At 33.8% G+C, this 16596-nt stretch carries 17 protein-coding genes; 13 read left to right on the top strand and 4 right to left on the bottom strand.

Annotation, left to right across the window (positions count from 1 at the left end; all coding sequences use genetic code 11):
- Positions 1-42: 42 nt before the first annotated feature.
- From H611_RS0111855 to rodA, 7 genes are all read left to right on the top strand, one after another.
- The gene (locus H611_RS0111855; protein WP_027138586.1) at positions 43-501 is read left to right on the top strand and encodes a GAF domain-containing protein; all 459 of its coding nucleotides are present in this window, start codon (positions 43-45) and stop codon (positions 499-501) included.
- Between the two features lie 130 nt (positions 502-631).
- A complete protein-coding gene (gene purH / locus H611_RS0111850; protein ID WP_027138585.1) occupies positions 632-2164 on the top strand; it encodes a bifunctional phosphoribosylaminoimidazolecarboxamide formyltransferase/IMP cyclohydrolase in 1533 nt (510 codons plus the stop codon).
- Positions 2165-2240: 76 nt separating this feature from the next.
- A complete protein-coding gene (locus tag H611_RS0111845; RefSeq protein WP_027138584.1) occupies positions 2241-3269 on the top strand; it encodes a rod shape-determining protein in 1029 nt (342 codons plus the stop codon).
- Positions 3270-3280: 11 nt separating this feature from the next.
- A complete protein-coding gene (gene mreC, locus H611_RS0111840; RefSeq protein WP_027138583.1) occupies positions 3281-4093 on the top strand; it encodes a rod shape-determining protein MreC in 813 nt (270 codons plus the stop codon).
- A 48-nt stretch (positions 4094-4141) separates the two neighbouring features.
- Positions 4142-4600 carry a rod shape-determining protein MreD gene (locus H611_RS0111835; protein ID WP_245574793.1) on the top strand — a complete coding sequence of 153 codons (459 nt, stop codon included), beginning with the start codon at positions 4142-4144 and terminating at the stop codon, positions 4598-4600.
- Positions 4597-6480, top strand: a complete 1884-nt coding sequence (mrdA, locus tag H611_RS0111830) for a penicillin-binding protein 2 (protein WP_027138581.1) — start codon at positions 4597-4599, stop codon at positions 6478-6480. Before H611_RS0111835 ends, mrdA begins: the two co-directional genes overlap by 4 nt.
- A complete protein-coding gene (gene rodA, locus H611_RS0111825; protein ID WP_027138580.1) occupies positions 6480-7757 on the top strand; it encodes a rod shape-determining protein RodA in 1278 nt (425 codons plus the stop codon). Before mrdA ends, rodA begins: the two co-directional genes overlap by 1 nt.
- Before the next feature lie 69 nt (positions 7758-7826).
- On the opposite strand, the gene gldC is transcribed toward rodA, so the two are convergent.
- Together gldC and gldB are read right to left on the bottom strand one after the other, a co-directional pair.
- A complete protein-coding gene (gene gldC, locus H611_RS0111820; protein WP_027138579.1) occupies positions 7827-8162 on the bottom strand; it encodes a gliding motility protein GldC in 336 nt (111 codons plus the stop codon).
- Positions 8162-9121: a gliding motility lipoprotein GldB gene (gene gldB, locus H611_RS0111815; RefSeq protein ID WP_027138578.1), complete on the bottom strand. Its 960-nt coding sequence runs from the start codon at positions 9119-9121 to the stop codon at positions 8162-8164. The genes gldC and gldB overlap by 1 nt, the downstream gene beginning before the upstream one ends.
- A 91-nt stretch (positions 9122-9212) precedes the next feature.
- Here gldB and nadE point away from each other — a divergent pair, with 91 nt between their 5' ends.
- Both nadE and H611_RS0111805 read left to right on the top strand, forming a co-directional pair.
- Positions 9213-9998, top strand: coding sequence for an NAD(+) synthase (gene nadE / locus H611_RS0111810; RefSeq protein ID WP_027138577.1), 786 nt, complete (start codon positions 9213-9215; stop codon positions 9996-9998).
- A 96-nt stretch (positions 9999-10094) separates the two neighbouring features.
- Positions 10095-10727, top strand: coding sequence for a response regulator transcription factor (locus tag H611_RS0111805; protein ID WP_027138576.1), 633 nt, complete (start codon positions 10095-10097; stop codon positions 10725-10727).
- Here H611_RS0111805 and dnaG read toward each other — a convergent pair.
- Positions 10722-12680: a DNA primase gene (dnaG, locus tag H611_RS0111800; protein ID WP_027138575.1), complete on the bottom strand. Its 1959-nt coding sequence runs from the start codon at positions 12678-12680 to the stop codon at positions 10722-10724. The genes H611_RS0111805 and dnaG overlap by 6 nt on opposite strands.
- Before the next feature lie 201 nt (positions 12681-12881).
- Between dnaG and H611_RS0111795 the strand changes: the two genes are divergently transcribed.
- Genes H611_RS0111795 through arsB form a run of 4 tightly spaced genes read left to right on the top strand, consistent with a single transcriptional unit; the run spans position 12882 to position 15440 of the window.
- Positions 12882-13214, top strand: coding sequence for an ArsR/SmtB family transcription factor (locus tag H611_RS0111795; protein WP_027138574.1), 333 nt, complete (start codon positions 12882-12884; stop codon positions 13212-13214).
- A 43-nt stretch (positions 13215-13257) separates the two neighbouring features.
- Positions 13258-13725 carry a DUF6428 family protein gene (locus H611_RS0111790; RefSeq protein WP_027138573.1) on the top strand — a complete coding sequence of 156 codons (468 nt, stop codon included), beginning with the start codon at positions 13258-13260 and terminating at the stop codon, positions 13723-13725.
- 25 nt (positions 13726-13750) lie between these two features.
- Positions 13751-14368, top strand: a complete 618-nt coding sequence (locus H611_RS0111785) for a low molecular weight phosphatase family protein (protein ID WP_035483974.1) — start codon at positions 13751-13753, stop codon at positions 14366-14368.
- 7 nt (positions 14369-14375) lie between these two features.
- Positions 14376-15440, top strand: a complete 1065-nt coding sequence (gene arsB / locus H611_RS0111780) for an ACR3 family arsenite efflux transporter (protein WP_027138571.1) — start codon at positions 14376-14378, stop codon at positions 15438-15440.
- A 45-nt stretch (positions 15441-15485) separates the two neighbouring features.
- Here arsB and H611_RS0111775 read toward each other — a convergent pair whose 3' ends face one another.
- Positions 15486-16544 carry a hypothetical protein gene (locus H611_RS0111775; protein WP_027138570.1) on the bottom strand — a complete coding sequence of 353 codons (1059 nt, stop codon included), beginning with the start codon at positions 16542-16544 and terminating at the stop codon, positions 15486-15488.
- Between the last annotated feature and the right edge of the window lie 52 nt (positions 16545-16596).

Raw genomic sequence — 16596 nt, 5'->3', positions numbered from 1 at the left:
AATTACGGCTTTTTAAATACTTTTACTAAAACAATTAATGCTATGATTTTAGAAACTCTAAAACCCCAAATAGAAACAATAGTAGAAAATTCGCAAAAAACCATCAACGAACGCTTGCTAAATATTTGTGAACTTCTGGAAGAAAACATTAGTTATTACAACTGGGTTGGTTTTTATTTTAGAAATGGAGACAAAGAAGAGCTAAAACTTGGTCCTTATGTTGGAGCTCCAACCGACCATACTATTATTCCTTTTGGAAAAGGCATATGCGGGCAAGTAGCTGTTAGTAACCAGAATTTTATAGTGCCCGATGTATCCGCTCAGGATAATTACATCGCCTGTAGTATTACTGTTAAAGCCGAAATTGTTATACCTATTTTTGTAAACGGTAAAAATATTGGACAAATAGATATCGACTCGAATACTCCAGACCCATTTACCAAAGCAGATGAAGATTTTCTTGAATATGTTTGTGAGCAGGTAGCTTCAATTTTAACTTAATATAATAGTTTTTAAAACACCTGTTAATAAATCCCGATTTTCGTTAAAAAAACGCCTCGTTTTTTAATATTTCTAATCTCATTTTTTAGTTAAAATAACTACTTTTGCAACTTATAACTACTTAAGAAAAATGAGCAACGAAAAAACAGTAAAATCAGCATTAATTTCAGTTTTCAGCAAAGACGGATTAGAACCAATTGTTAAAAAACTAAATGAACAAGGTGTAACTATTTATTCAACCGGGGGAACCGAAAAATTCATTAAGGACTTAGGAATCGATGTAGTACCGGTAGAAGATGTAACTTCTTACCCTTCTATCCTAGGCGGTCGAGTAAAAACATTACACCCAAAAGTTTTTGGTGGTATTTTAAACAGACAAAACAACGCAAGTGATGTTAAAGAACTAGAGGCGTTTGAAATTCCTCAAATCGATGTGGTTATTGTTGATTTATATCCATTTGAAAAAACTGTGGCTTCGGGAGCTAGCGAACAAGATATTATTGAAAAAATCGACATAGGTGGTATTTCACTTATTCGTGCAGCAGCTAAAAACTTTGCCGATGTTACTTGTGTAGCATCTGTAAACGATTATGCCGAATTTTTAGAAATCATTTCTAAAGACAACGGAAGCATTTCTTTAGAAGACAGAAAACGTTTTGCTACTAAAGCATTTAATGTATCGTCTCATTATGACACCGCCATTTTTAATTACTTCAATAAAAATGAAGATGAAGTTGTATTAAAAATAAGCGAAACCAATGGTAAAGTATTACGTTACGGTGAAAACCCACATCAGCGTGGTTTTTTCTTCGGAAACTTCGACGAAATGTTTACCAAACTTAACGGAAAAGAATTAAGTTACAATAACCTTTTAGATGTTGACGCTGCCGTTAACCTAATTAACGAATTCAAAAACGACGCCCCGACATTTGCGATTTTAAAACACAATAACTCTTGTGGTTTTGCGCAACGCGAAACTATTCACCAAGCTTATGTAGATGCTTTGGCAGGAGATCCAGTATCTGCTTTTGGTGGAATTTTAATTGCTAATACTGAAATTGATACAGCTACAGCTCAAGAAATTAGTAGTCTATTCTGTGAAGTTATTATCGCGCCATCGTACACCGATGAAGCTTTAGAAATTTTAAAAGGTAAAAAGAACCGTATCATATTAGTTCTTAATGATGTTGAATTACCTCAAACGAATGTTAGAACTTGTTTAAATGGTATTTTAGTTCAAGACAGAAACAATGTAACAGATACCATTGAAGGCCTAACTTATGTTACCAACACCAAGCCTTCACAAAGTGAATTAGAAGATTTAATTTTCGCTTCAAAAATTTGTAAGCACACAAAATCAAATACCATCGTGTTAGTTAAAAACAAACAATTATTTGCTAGTGGTACGGGACAAACCAGTCGTGTAGATGCTTTAGAACAAGCAATCCATAAAGCAAAATCATTTGAATTTGACTTAAACGGAGCTGTAATGGCTAGTGATGCTTTCTTCCCGTTCCCTGATTGTGTTGAAATTGCTAAGAATGCTGGTATTACTTCAGTTATTCAACCAGGTGGATCGATAAAAGACCAATTGAGTATTGATTATTGTAATGAAAATAACGTGTCGATGGTATTTACCGGAACCCGTCATTTTAAACACTAATTAAGTAGATAATATTTATTAACTTTTATTACATTTACGCAATACGTAAATTAACCTCTAAACTCACAATCTGCACATGGGCTTTTTTGACTTCTTAACCGAAGAAATTGCAATAGATTTAGGTACTGCTAATACATTAATTATTCATAACGATAAAGTGGTCGTCGATGCGCCTTCTATAGTAGCACGCGATCGTGTTTCTGGAAAAATAATTGCTGTAGGACAGGAAGCCAGTTTAATGCAAGGTAAAACTCATGAAAACATTAAAACCATCCGGCCCTTAAAAGATGGGGTTATTGCAGATTTTGATGCTTCAGAGCAAATGATGAGTATGTTTATTAAAAACATACCAGCTCTTAAAAAGAAGTTCTTTACTCCGGCCCTTCGATTAGTAATTTGTATTCCTTCTGGGATTACAGAAGTAGAGATGCGTGCGGTTAAAGAAAGTGCAGAGCGCGTAAATGGTAAAGAAGTTTATTTAATACACGAACCAATGGCTGCGGCCATTGGTATCGGTGTTGATATTATGCAACCTAAAGGAAATATGGTTGTAGACATAGGTGGTGGTACTACCGAAATTGCAGTCATTGCTCTAGGTGGTATTGTGTGTGATAAATCGGTAAAAATTGCGGGGGATGTTTTTACCAATGATATTGTTTATTACATGCGTACACAACACAACTTATATGTTGGTGAACGCACAGCCGAAAAAATAAAAATTCAAATTGGAGCGGCTACCGAAGATTTAGAATTACCTCCTGAAGACATGAGTGTTCAAGGACGTGATTTATTAACAGGTAAACCAAAACAGGTTTCCATTTCTTTCAGAGAAATTGCTAAAGCATTAGATAAATCCATTCTACGCATTGAAGATGCTGTTATGGAAACCCTATCGCAAACCCCTCCTGAATTAGCTGCTGACATTTATAATACTGGTATCTATTTAGCAGGTGGAGGCTCTATGTTACGAGGCTTAGACAAGCGTTTATCTCAAAAAACCGACTTACCTGTTTATATCGCAGAAGACCCACTACGCGCTGTAGTTCGCGGCACGGGCATAACCCTTAAAAATTTGCATAAATACAAAAGTGTATTGATTAAATAGGATAATAACGCATGCAACAGATTATTAATTTTATAATAAGAAACAAAACTTTTTTGTTCTTCTTGTTGCTGTTTTCTATTTCAATCTTATTTACAATTCAATCGCATTCGTATCACAAAAGTAAATTTATTAATTCTGCCAATTTCTTAACAGGCGGTGTTTATAACTCACTAAATAGCATCAGTGAATATTTCAATTTAAAATACCAAAACGATTTATTAGTTGAAGAAAATAACCGATTAAAGTCGCTTCTATACAATTCCGAAAGTCAAATAGATTCAGTTTTTACCGATAGTATTAAAAATGTACTTTACAAATTTACCGCTGCCAATATTATTAGAAATACTTATACGAGTACCGACAACATTCTCCTTATAAATAAGGGTGAAAAAGATAGTATTCAACAAGATTTTGGAGTTATCACCAATTTAGGTATTGTTGGAATCATTGATCATACTAGCAAAAATTATGCTACAACCATTTCAGTTTTAAACACAACCAGTAAAATTAGTGCACAGTTAAAAAAATCGAATCACTTCGGCACCCTAACTTGGAATGGTAAAGATCCTGCCCTAGCACAACTCATAGATATTCCAAAAATTGCCCCGGTAATTAAAGGAGACACCATCGTTACATCAGGACGATCCTCTATATTTCCCGAAGGTATTCCAGTTGGAACTGTCGATAATTTCAAGCTAGATTTAGCAGAAAACTATTATGAGATTGATGTAAAGTTATTTAATGACATGACGAATTTAGAACATGTATACATCATTGAAAATGTTGATGCTAAAGAAATTAATAATTTAATAAACGAAAACTAAATGAATAGTGCCTTCTATACAAATAGTCTTCGGTTTATCATATTGGTAATGGTTCAGGTACTAATATGTAATCATATTAATTTTCTTGGGTATATCAACCCATACCCATACATATTATTCATTGCTTTATACCCGATTAAGAACAACAGAATGACGCTTATGTTTTTAAGTTTCTTAATTGGCTTAACTATAGATTTATTTCAAGACTCTGGAGGCATTCATGCTGCGGCCAGCGTGTTTATTGCTTATGCCCGACCACTCGCCTTAAAAAATGCCTTTGGAACGCTCTACGAATATCAAACCATTAAGTTTGAAAATGTAGATTATAGTTCAAAAATAATGTACATCACTCTATTAACCATAGCCCATCATGTCATATTATTTTCTTTAGAAATATTTAGCGCAACGAAAATAATTTTAATCCTCCAAAAAGCGTTATTCTCTAGTATATTTACTATTTTATTGTGTATCATCTCACTTATAATTTTTGGTAAAAAAACTAAATGAGGCAATTTTTACTATACATTTCTATCATTTTAGTTGGGCTTTTATTTATTTCAAGACTCTTCTATTTGCAGGTTTACACTTCAAGCGAACAAAGTTTGTTTGAAGATAATGCTATTAGAAAAGTTTACGATTACCCTAAACGAGGATTTGTTTACGACCGCAATGGTAAATTATTAGTTGCGAATCAACCATCCTACGATGTCATGGTCATTCCTAGAGAAGTAAAACCTTTAGACACGGTAGAATTCTGTAATCTCCTTAAAATTAACAAGGAAAAATTTAAAGAAATATATCAAAGGGCTTACCGCTATTCTCCACGCTTACCCTCCGTTTTTATAGCACAACTTTCAAAAGAAGATTATGCCGTACTTCAGGAAAAGATGCGAAAATTTGAAGGATTCTATATCCAAAAGCGTTCGCTAAGACATTATCAAACAACTATTGGAGCCAACGTTTTAGGAGATATTGGAGAAGTTAACCATGCCATTATTAGAAAAGATCCCTATTATAAAATGGGAGACCTTATTGGCAAAGATGGTGTTGAAGCTTCTTATGAAGATGTCTTACGCGGGGTAAAAGGTATTAAATTTATTCAAAAGGACAGGTTCAATAGAAATATAGGCCCATATAAAGATGGTATTTACGATACTTTACCACAACCAGGAAAAGATATAACCATTACCATTGATGCCGACTTACAAGCTTACGGAGAACGCTTAATGCAAAACAAACGCGGAGGCATTATAGCCATAGAACCAAGCAGCGGAGAAATATTAGCTATGATTTCGGCTCCTACATATAACCCGAATCAATTGGTTGGTCGTGAGCGCTCTAAAAATTTCAGTAAACTTTATACCGATACCATTGCAAAGCCACTATTTAATCGTAGTTTATTAGCGCAATACCCTCCGGGTTCACCTTTTAAAGTTTTAAATGCTCTCATTGGTTTACAGGAGCGCGTGGTAACACCTCAAGAACGATTTAGCTGTAGAATGGGTTATTATTTGGGTAGCCGACGATTAACTGGTTGCCACCACCATACAAGTCCGCTTGATATGACCAATGGTATTGCGCAATCTTGTAACGCCTATTTTGCAAATGTTTACCGCAGAATTATTGAAAAATATGATTCCCCAAAAAAAGGCATGGATGTATGGAGTGACCATGTAAAAAGTTTTGGGTTAGGAAATTATTTAGGCTACGACTTAAAAGTTGGTAGCAAAGGACGTGTTCCTGATGGCGATTTTTACGATCGTTGGTATGGTAAAGGTCGATGGGTTTCCACCTATAATATATCTAATGCTATTGGACAAGGGGAAGTTGAAGCCACCCCTATTCAGTTAGCTAATATGGTTGCGGCCATCGGAAATAGAGGCTACTTTTACACACCACACATTATCAAATCTATTGAAAATGATACCGTAGATAGTAAATATACGACTCCAAAATTTACGAGTATCGATAAAGAAAATTTTGAACCTATTATACAGGGAATGTACGATGTTTATAATAAAGGGACTGCTTCCTTCATTCGCGTGCCCGGGATAGAAATATGTGGAAAAACAGGGACAGCTGAAAATTTTGTAAAAATTGACGGTGTAAAAACGCAACTAACTGACCATTCCATATTTGTTGCATTTGCACCAAAAGACAATCCTAAAATAGCCTTGGCTGTATTTGTAGAAAACGGCTATTGGGGTAGTCGTTTTGCGGGAAAAATTGCAAGTTTAATAATTGAAAAATACATTAAAGGTGAAATTACCAGAACCGATCTAGAAGATTGGATATTAAAACACAGTTTGGAACATGAATACGCTAAACCGTATTCTGGTAAACCTTTTAAAATTAATGGAGAAACCACCTTACAAGTTATAGAATAATGCCAAGAGAAACTCACAAATATTTTAAATTCGATTGGATCACCATCATCCTCTTTTTAATGCTAGTAGGTTTTGGTTGGCTTAACATTGTATCTGCCTCTCACACTGAATACACCATTGATTATTTCGATTTCTCACAATCATATGGAAAACAACTTATATTTATTTTTTTAACATTCGGACTTATCGTGCTACTGCTAGCCATTGATGCTAAATTCTACGAACGATTTTCTAGTATAATCTATATCATATCCATGTTATCCTTGGTTGGGTTATTTGTATTTGGCAAAAATGTAAACGGGGCTACCTCTTGGTATGGTATTGGAGGCATGACTATTCAACCCAGTGAATTTGCAAAAACAGCAACAGCTCTAGCCGTCGCAAAATATGTAAGTGACTTGAACACCAACATAAAAACCTTTAAAGATCAAATAAAAACCTTTATTATAATAGGCACTCCCGCTGTTTTGGTGTTATTACAAAACGACACGGGCAGCACTATCGTTTACGGAGCTTTTTTCTTTGTGCTTTACCGCGAGGGCTTACCTAAAATTTATTTAAATATTGCTGTAGCGCTGATTTTAATTTCAGTATTATCTTTAAAATTTGGTGGAATCATTACGTCTATTATAGGCGCTAGCTTAATTTTCGGATATTATTTTTTAAACCGAAGAAAAACATCCTTCGTATTAACCATCTTAGCTTTTATTGCAACAGTCGCTATTTCTTTTTCGATTAAATTCTTTTATAATTCGGTATTACAACCACATCAAAAAGATCGCATTAGTTTGTGGCTTAGATTAGAAAAAGACCCTGAAAAATTACAGCGGATGAAACAAACTTTCGCTTATAATTTAAACGAGTCCGAAAAAGCTATCAGTTCTGGTGGACTCACTGGCAGAGGGTACTTAGAAGGCACAAGAACTACAGGTAAATTTGTACCGGAACAACACACCGATTATATATTTAGCACAGTCGGGGAAGAATGGGGATTCATTGGAAGTTCAATGGTCGTTATTCTTTTTGTTCTATTACTATTGAGAATTTTACATTTAGCCGAACTTCAAAAATCACAATTTAGTCGTATATATGGTTATAGTGTGGCATCTATAATATTTATTCACTTCTTTATTAACATAGGAATGGTTATGGGCCTGATTCCAACCATTGGTATCCCTTTGCCTCTTTTTAGTTACGGAGGTTCCGGTCTTTGGGCATTTACTATTTTACTTTTTATATTTATCAAACTTGATTCAAACAGAATTAACGAATGGTAAACATGTATATCATATATATAAAAAAAGCGTATTCATTTAAAAATACGCTTTTTTTATGCCTTCAATAAATTATTTTTTAAGTTCCAGTTTCTCTGCAAAATAATCGCAGAAATCTTTCATAGTGGCAGTCATTTTTTCATCTTGTGTCGCTTTGTTAAAAGTATTACTCATTGCAACTAAGGTTTGATGAAAAAACACTTTCATTTCATCGACAGGCATGTCTTTAGTCCACAAATCGATACGTAAGGTTTCCTGAGCTTCAGAATCCCAAACAGATAGTAGCATCGCTTTTGCTTCGGCATTTGTTATACCGCCATCTTCTGCGGTCCATGATAATTTTTCTGGAATTTTATTTTCATCCAGTTCTACATTTAATTCTATTTTGGAAGTATGATTTTTCGACATTATTTACGAGGTTTAAACTTTGAATTATTAAATATTTCTTCAGGATTGGTTTTCAGCATATCCTTTAATGACACTTGATTATGCTCCATATAGGCTCTTACAATTTGCCAACCCATATATTGCCCCAATCGGCCTGGAGATTCAGAATCGATACCCTCTAAGTAAAATTTAGAAAAAGGCGCATCTATTATAAATCGACTTTCCAACTCTTTATTAGTCCTATAAAGCATTTCCCGTTCTATAAAATAACGCCAGATATAACTTTCATTAAGTTCGGCCCACTCTAATTGCGATTTAGTATAGCCCATGCGCTCAGCCTCTGACTTAAAAGGAATAACGAGATCCTTAAAATACAATTGCTTCCCAAAATAAATCATGGCGTCAAGAAAAGTCTTATTCTTTTGATAAATATAGCGTTCGGCATAAACGCCTGCCAAATCAACCACTACCTGCTTCTTTTCAAAATTAGCTTTTAAATAGGCTGGGATACTTTGGTAAAATTCATGCTCACTACCCAAATAATTATCTAAAGCTACAACTGCAATCGTATCTGTAACAATTACCCGATTTCGATAATCAACATCACTAGTAGTTGTAATAACTCGGGGGACATGAAATTCCGGGAAATAATATTTTAAATGATTAAATAAAGATTCTATTTCCACTTCGGTATCACTAAAATCTCCAAATGTTTTATAAACTTCTTTAAACAATTTTCTTTGAAGACTATCTGATGCCTTATCTAACCAGAACGAATCTTCATATGCATTTGAAAACATAAACGGATAATCTTGTTTCAACGCCCTTAGATTTTCTGCAGTTACTTTAGAAAACAACACATCAAAACGTTCTATTTGTGCATCTGTATTAATCTTGGCTATTTCAATTTCTAAATCCGATGTCTTTCTACACGAAACTGCTAGTAAAATTATTAATAGTGAAGTTAATAAGTGTTTCATAGAAAAGTTAAAGACTATATATTTTTATTAATTGATGCTTTCGTTTATTTTTGTTTGCAAAGGTACTATTCTTAGAATTAAATTATTTAATATGCAAACAGAAAAAGTTGTAGACTATATTGTAAATTGGTTAAAAGACTACGCTACAAACGCTGGCATGAAGGGATTTGTTATTGGCGTTTCAGGAGGTATTGATTCTGCTGTAACATCAACTCTTTGCGCCAAAACTGGTTTACCCCTTTTATGTTTAGAAATGCCTATTCACCAGGCTCCTTCACAGGTTAGCCGCGCCTTAAATCATATTAAATGGATGCAGTCTAGATTTGATAATGTTAGTATGACACAGGTGAACCTTACACCAGTCTTTGACAGTTTAGTAGCGAGCTTACCTCCCGTTGAAAATGAGGAGGAGCGTTTCATGTCACTTGCCAACACCAGAGCAAGACTAAGAATGACTTCACTTTACTATTTTGCTGCACTAGATAAGCTATTAGTAGCAGGAACAGGAAATAAAGTTGAAGATTTTGGTGTTGGATTCTACACGAAATACGGTGATGGGGGTGTAGATTTAAGTCCGATAGCCGATTTATTAAAAACAGAAGTATATACCATAGCAGAATATTTAGGAATTAACCAAGATATTATTGACGCCGCCCCAACAGATGGTCTTTGGGGTGACGACAGAACCGATGAAGATCAAATCGGTGCATCCTACCCGGAATTGGAATGGGCTATGGCCATGGATGAGCAAGGTAAAACGATAAGCGATTTTAAAGGAAGACAAAAAACAGTATTTGAAATCTATAAAAAGTTCAACACAGCGAACAAACATAAGATGATTCCTATACCTATTTGCGAAATACCAAACAATTTGTAATAAAAATTGTAAATTATTTAAAAAAGCATTACTTTTACTGCAAGCTTATTCTCTCAATTATAATATTCTCTCTAACTTATAATAAGCTTTGACATTATGATAAAATTATTAATAGCAGACAACCACCCTATTACCAGGAAAGGGCTTGAGGTTCTATTTTCAGCATCTTCGAACATTGATATCGTTGCTAGTGTTGACAATGGTGAGGCCATTATAGAATACATCAAAAATAATCCTGTAGACGTTATTTTAACTGAGGCTGATTTGCCTAAACTTAACGGACTAACTCTCCTACGTTATTTAAAAAACGATTATCCAGACATTAAAACCATTATTTTTAGCGGGCAACCTGAAGAGGTTTACGCCATTAACGCTATAAAAGCGGGTGCTTCAGGGTATTTACACAAATCTGAAAATGTAATTACCATTAACGAAGCGATAATTAAGGTCAGTGAAGGCGGTATTTATTTAAGTAACGAGTTAACTCAACAGTTGGCATTCGGTACCAGAGGCAGTAAATCTGGATCGTTTTACAAAAAATTATCCACCCGTGAATCTGAAGTTTTAAAACTTTTAACCATTGGTAAAAAGAATAAAGAAATTTCACAAGAGCTTGATATTAATGAAAAAACGGTTAGTACATACAAAGCCCGCTTAATGCGTAAACTTAAAGTAACTAACTTAGTTGATTTAGTAAACCAAGCAAAACTAAACGAATCGCTTTTATAATACACGATTTAATTTTCGAGAGAGTAACATTTTTAAATCGGAATAATCTCGAACTTCTTCAAGAGCTTGACGATTAACATCATTTTTGTTAGCCAAGGTTTCTTGCTGAACTTCTTTAACCTTCTGATCAATTAAAAAGCAACGCAGACTTAATATCGTTTCACTTACAAACTGAGCGATATTGTCTGCTTTTTGTTTTGGAAATATTTCCATACGCTCCCAATTTGATAAAGCATAACGCTCATCTTCCATTAATATGGTTGTAATTTCGTTAGCCATATCTGGATCGACCATATTCACAAAGTTATTGAGCTTAAAATTTGGATTTTGATTTAAGGATTCAATAATTTTATAATACATGATCTTAAAGTGAGCGTTGGTAAATTCCATCTCATCCTCCTGTAAGTCTAGAAATACCTTCTCAAAGACTTTAGCTTGCTGAATAACTGGTTCTAAAATGAGCTCACCAGCTTCATCTTCCTTAAGAACTAAATCTTCGAAATCTTCGGTTTTATTGCCATATAGTAATAAAATTTCAATAATTTTTCGCTCTAAAACGTATTGAACATCTATCTTTTTTACGGGTGCCTTGGATTTTATTACTTCAAAAGCCTTTGAGCTGTTTTGTATTTGTTTTGAGGTCTCCTTATTATCTTTATTACTTATTTGAGCAAGTGTGGTAAACAACACCTCTTCACTAATATCCATAATTCGGGAACATTCCTGAATATAGATTTCTTTCTTTATCTGATCTGGAATTTTAGAAATACTATTAACAATATCTCTGGCTGTTTCAGCTTTTTTAATGGGGTCATTTTTCGATTCCTCAAATAATACCGATGCTTTAAACTGAATAAAATCTTTGGCATTTTCTTCAAGGTACAGGGTAAGTTCTTCAAGGGTATTTTCTTTAGCAAAACTATCTGGATCTTCACCTTCGGGAAAAGTACAAACCTTCACATTCATACCTTGCTCCAAAATTAAATCTATACCTCGTAATGATGCACGCATTCCGGCAGCATCACCGTCAAATAATACCGTTATATTTTTTGTGAGTCTATTAATTAACCGTATTTGTTCAGAAGTCAGTGCTGTTCCAGAAGATGACACAACATTCCTTATCCCGGTTTGATGAAACTGAATCACATCAGTATAACCTTCAACCAAATAACAATTGTCTTCTTTAGCAATACTTTGCTTGGCATCGTAAATTCCATAGAGGACATTACTCTTATGGTAAATATCACTCTCCGGCGAATTTAAATATTTAGCCGCCTTTTTATCGTTTATTAAAATGCGGCCACCGAATCCCAAAACACGACCACTCATACTCTTAATAGGAAACATGACGCGTCCCTTAAAACGATCGAATCGTTTCTCTCCTTTCACAATGGTAAGCCCCGTTTTTTCTAGAAAATCAATATTATACCCTTGCTTCAATGCCTCATCAGTAAAGGCCTGCCATTCATCTAAAGAGTATCCTAAATCAAATTTTTTAATGGTATCTTCAGTAAAGCCACGCTCCTTGAAATAGCTTAACCCAATAGACTTTCCCTGATCGGTTTTATGTAGTATTTTTTGAAAATAAGAACTAGCAAATTCACTTACCAAATATAAACTTTCGCGTTCGCTAGCCTTTTCTTTCTGTTCATTACTCTGCTCGGTTTCTTCAATTTCAATATTGTATTTCTTAGCAAGATATTTAATAGCTTCCGGATATGTAAAATGCTCATGTTCCATTAGAAAGGCAACAACATTTCCACCTTTTCCACTACTAAAATCTTTCCAGATCTGTTTTACGGGAGATACCATAAAACTTGGAGAACGCTCATCACTAAAAGGACTTAATCCTTTAAAGTTACTGCCAGATTTTTTTAATTGTACAAAATCGCCAATAACCTCCTCTACTCGCGCGGTTTCAAAAACTAAATCTATGGATGCTGCTGAAATCAAAAAACTCTAATTATTTATGTTGAAAGTTAACCATTATTAATTGCATTGAGAATGTAAAAATACTATAACTCCTTTAATTTAGTACATCCTTAATATAAAAACTCAAACATTAAATAAATTACCTGCTAGAATAAATTTTAACATTTTACACTTTTTTATCGTTTTCTTTAATCGTAATATTGCAATATAACAATTAATAAGATGGGAATAGCTAAAACAGAAATATTTACTGAAGCCCAAAATGAAATTGCACTTTTCGCAAAAGCCTTTGGTCATCCAGCTAGGGTGGCTATACTTCAGCATCTATTTAAAATTAACACATGCGTATGTGGTGATTTAGTAAGTGAAATTGGCCTGGCACAACCTACTATTTCACAGCACTTAAAAGAACTTAAACAACTAGGACTCATTAAAGGTAATGTTGAAGGCACTAGTGTTTGTTACTGTATTAATCCAGATGTATGGTCTAAAATGAAACAAATTATGACCGAATTTTTAGACCAGGACCTCTGTGATAATGGCAGTTGTTGTTAAAAAAATTTAAACCTATTAATCGTAATAAAACAATAAATTAAATATGAGACTTTCAGAAATAAAATCAATTTTAAAAAATTTAGAGGAAATTGCCTTTAAATTGCCTAATGGCGAATTAGTACCAGAACATTTTCATGTAACAGAAGTAGGTAAAATCACCAAACATTTCATAGATTGTGGTGGTACCGTTAGAAATGAAGAAATGGTAAATTTTCAGCTTTGGAATGCAAACGATTATAACCATAGATTACATCCGGAAAAATTAATTCATATCATCGAGTTATCGGAAAAAACACTTAACATTGGTGATTTAAACATTGAAGTTGAATATCAAGGTGATACTATTGGAAAATTTGGGTTAGATTTCGACGGAACTATTTTTTTACTTACCACTAAGTTTACTGATTGTTTAGCAAAAGACAACTGTGGTGTTCCAGCCGAAAAACCAAAAGTAAAATTATCAGAATTACAAACAAGCGACTGTTGCACGCCAGGCAGTGGTTGTTGCTAAATTAATAAATCACGAAAATATCACTATGGCAATATTTAAAACAATAGAGAATTTAATCTCTACCTTAAACGTTGATAGCCTTTCAAATGAACGAAAATCTGTTTTACAACCTCTCATAAATTACATACAAAACAAAATAGATAATACAGAAACGGTTCGGTTAAATTTTATATGCACTCATAATTCTAGAAGAAGTCACTTATCACAAGTTTGGGCTCAAACCATGGCAGCACATTTTGGCATTAATAACACTTTTTGTTATTCTGGAGGAACCGAGGCAACAGCACTATTTCCAATGGCTGCTAAAACCTTAGAACAAAGTGGATTTAACATTAACACTATTGCTGAAGGGAAGAATCCAATATACAGTATAAAGTATGACGAAAATAGTCATCCTATTATAGGTTTTTCAAAAACTTACGATGATATCTTTAACCCAAAATCTAATTTTGCAGCTATATTAACCTGCTCTCAAGCAGATAAGGGCTGTCCCTATATTAGTGGTGCAGAACAACGTATATCAATCACTTTTGAAGATCCTAAAGCATTTGATAATACACCACAGCAAGCCGAAAAATATGCCGAACGTAGCTTACAAATAGCAACAGAATTATTCTATGTCTTTTCTAAAATCTCAAAATAAATAACCCATGAAGAAACTTAGTTTTTTAGATAATTATTTGACGCTATGGATTTTTATAGCTATGGCTGTAGGCGTAGGTCTTGGCTATCTTATTCCTTCCTTTCCCGCAATTATAAATTCTTTTAATAAGGGCTCTACAAATATTCCCATAGCCATTGGATTAATTTTAATGATGTATCCCCCTCTAGCCAAAGTAAATTATGCCTTGCTACCAAAAGTATTTACCAACGTTAAAATACTTTCGACTTCATTAATTTTAAATTGGATTATAGGCCCCGTATTAATGTTCATCCTAGCCATTACATTTCTTCGAGATTATCCTGAGTATATGGTTGGCTTAATTTTAATTGGATTGGCACGATGTATCGCAATGGTTTTAGTTTGGAATGATCTTGCGGAAGGCAGTAGCGAATATGGTGCTGGCTTAGTTGCCCTAAACAGTATTTTTCAGGTGTTTGCTTATAGTTTCTATGCTTGGATCTTTATCACCATTCTACCTCCCTATTTTGGTTTTGAAGGTGCTATTGTAGATATTTCTATAGCAACTATTGCAGAAAGTGTTGCCATTTATTTAGGTATTCCTTTCTTATTAGGAATCTTAAGTCGATTAATTTTAGTTAAGTTAAAGGGTAAAGACTGGTATATGAAAACCTTCATACCAACAATTTCGCCTTTAACTTTAATAGCCCTGTTATTCACCATTATAGTAATGTTTTCTTTAAAAGGCGAATTAATCGTCCAAATTCCAATGGATGTCCTTATCATAGCAATTCCATTACTCATATATTTTGGCATCATGTTTATTATTGGTTTCTTTTTTACCAAAGCTATGGGTGCCGATTATGACAAGACAGCTTCTGTAGCGTTTACTGCTGCTGGTAATAATTTTGAATTAGCCATTGCTGTAGCTATAGCAGTTTTCGGTTTGAACTCTGGTCAGGCTTTTGCGGGAGTTATAGGACCCTTGGTAGAGGTTCCCGCTCTTATACTTTTAGTACGCGTGTCATTTTGGCTGAGAAAGAAATATTATCCCAAGCCCAAGTCCAAGTCCAAGTCCATAAAAATAAATTAAATAAAAAGGCTCCATGATTAGGAGCCTTTTTATTTTTAGGCAATATTAATTCACATCGAATCTAACACCTAAAGAAATATTGTTTTGTTTCATCAATTGATTTCTGAAAATGGGTGATAAATCATATTTCACATAAAGCGCTACTTCATCAAAAGCAATATAACCACTAACACCATAAACAAGGTTACTGATATTAAAACCGCGCTTTTGCTTTTCTTTAACTCGCTCGCCATCTAATCTATATTTTAATTTCTGACGCGTACCCACATTAAACCCACCATAACCACCAATACCTATTTTAAACTGATTATCGGTTGAATAGCGGAAATAATTATCATATTCTCTTTTCTTCGATGGACCGAATTCAATATGTACGGGAAAAACTAAATTAGAAATTGACAACTTAGATTTTTTTAAATTAACCGGATATTCTTCTAAATAAGTTAAGTTATTGTCTTGCACAAAGTATCTATTGTTATCCGGCTTTAATCCGTTAATTTGAAGTGAGGCTCCATACTTAATTCTTAAAAAATTAGAATTTGGAAGGACCCTTGTTTTCCATGCCCAGCCAATTTCAAAAAAACGTGATCCCCCAAATTTATAAGGGGAATCATCAAACTTTTCACCTTCAACAATAGCATTATTAAAACCAAAAGCTAGTACAAAATCACTTTTAGTGCGTTTATCGTATTTCTTTTTCTTATCTCTTCTAATAGTATAATCGTTATTATTAATAACTACCCCATAAGCAATTTCGGTATCCGATTTTCTTATTCCATAATCGTTTCGTTCAAATAACGCGATCTTATTATCTACTATTCCCAACCTATTTTCAATATTTAAAGCGGTAATTTTAGCTGCCTCTTTTTTTAATTGCTGAGCTTCAAAAGCCGTTATTTCCTCATTTTCCAATCGTTTATTTATAGCTTCAATTTCTTCTTTTAAATATTGCTTTTCTTCTTCCTTAATTTTTTCTTTTAACTTATTAAGCATCTCAATATTCCTAGCGTTTTTCATAGCCGGAATACTATCTTGTGCCACAACTAATTGAAAGCAGAAAAACAAGATAATAAGACATAGGTAATTAGATATAATGTTTTGCATAACTGTTCGTTTTTTGATTTGATTTTGATTGATGATGATTATATTAATGTTT

The sequence above is a fragment of the Gaetbulibacter saemankumensis DSM 17032 genome (assembly GCF_000425645.1).
GTDB classification, from domain to species: domain Bacteria; phylum Bacteroidota; class Bacteroidia; order Flavobacteriales; family Flavobacteriaceae; genus Gaetbulibacter; species Gaetbulibacter saemankumensis.
This window is presented reverse-complemented; position numbering and strand designations above follow the sequence as displayed.

Excerpts from the sequence above, each read along its gene's own strand:
- H611_RS0111855 (WP_027138586.1), top strand. The coding sequence starts at position 43 with ATGATTTTAGAAACTCTAAAACCCCAAATAGAAACAATAGTAGAAAAT.
- purH (WP_027138585.1), top strand. The coding sequence starts at position 632 with ATGAGCAACGAAAAAACAGTAAAATCAGCATTAATTTCAGTTTTCAGC.
- H611_RS0111845 (WP_027138584.1), top strand. The coding sequence starts at position 2,241 with ATGGGCTTTTTTGACTTCTTAACCGAAGAAATTGCAATAGATTTAGGT.
- mreC (WP_027138583.1), top strand. The coding sequence starts at position 3,281 with ATGCAACAGATTATTAATTTTATAATAAGAAACAAAACTTTTTTGTTC.
- H611_RS0111835 (WP_245574793.1), top strand. The coding sequence starts at position 4,142 with ATGGTTCAGGTACTAATATGTAATCATATTAATTTTCTTGGGTATATC.
- mrdA (WP_027138581.1), top strand. The coding sequence starts at position 4,597 with ATGAGGCAATTTTTACTATACATTTCTATCATTTTAGTTGGGCTTTTA.
- rodA (WP_027138580.1), top strand. The coding sequence starts at position 6,480 with ATGCCAAGAGAAACTCACAAATATTTTAAATTCGATTGGATCACCATC.
- gldC (WP_027138579.1), bottom strand. The coding sequence starts at position 8,162 with ATGTCGAAAAATCATACTTCCAAAATAGAATTAAATGTAGAACTGGAT.
- gldB (WP_027138578.1), bottom strand. The coding sequence starts at position 9,121 with ATGAAACACTTATTAACTTCACTATTAATAATTTTACTAGCAGTTTCG.
- nadE (WP_027138577.1), top strand. The coding sequence starts at position 9,213 with ATGCAAACAGAAAAAGTTGTAGACTATATTGTAAATTGGTTAAAAGAC.
- H611_RS0111805 (WP_027138576.1), top strand. The coding sequence starts at position 10,095 with ATGATAAAATTATTAATAGCAGACAACCACCCTATTACCAGGAAAGGG.
- H611_RS0111795 (WP_027138574.1), top strand. The coding sequence starts at position 12,882 with ATGGGAATAGCTAAAACAGAAATATTTACTGAAGCCCAAAATGAAATT.
- H611_RS0111790 (WP_027138573.1), top strand. The coding sequence starts at position 13,258 with ATGAGACTTTCAGAAATAAAATCAATTTTAAAAAATTTAGAGGAAATT.
- H611_RS0111785 (WP_035483974.1), top strand. The coding sequence starts at position 13,751 with ATGGCAATATTTAAAACAATAGAGAATTTAATCTCTACCTTAAACGTT.
- arsB (WP_027138571.1), top strand. The coding sequence starts at position 14,376 with ATGAAGAAACTTAGTTTTTTAGATAATTATTTGACGCTATGGATTTTT.
- H611_RS0111775 (WP_027138570.1), bottom strand. The coding sequence starts at position 16,544 with ATGCAAAACATTATATCTAATTACCTATGTCTTATTATCTTGTTTTTC.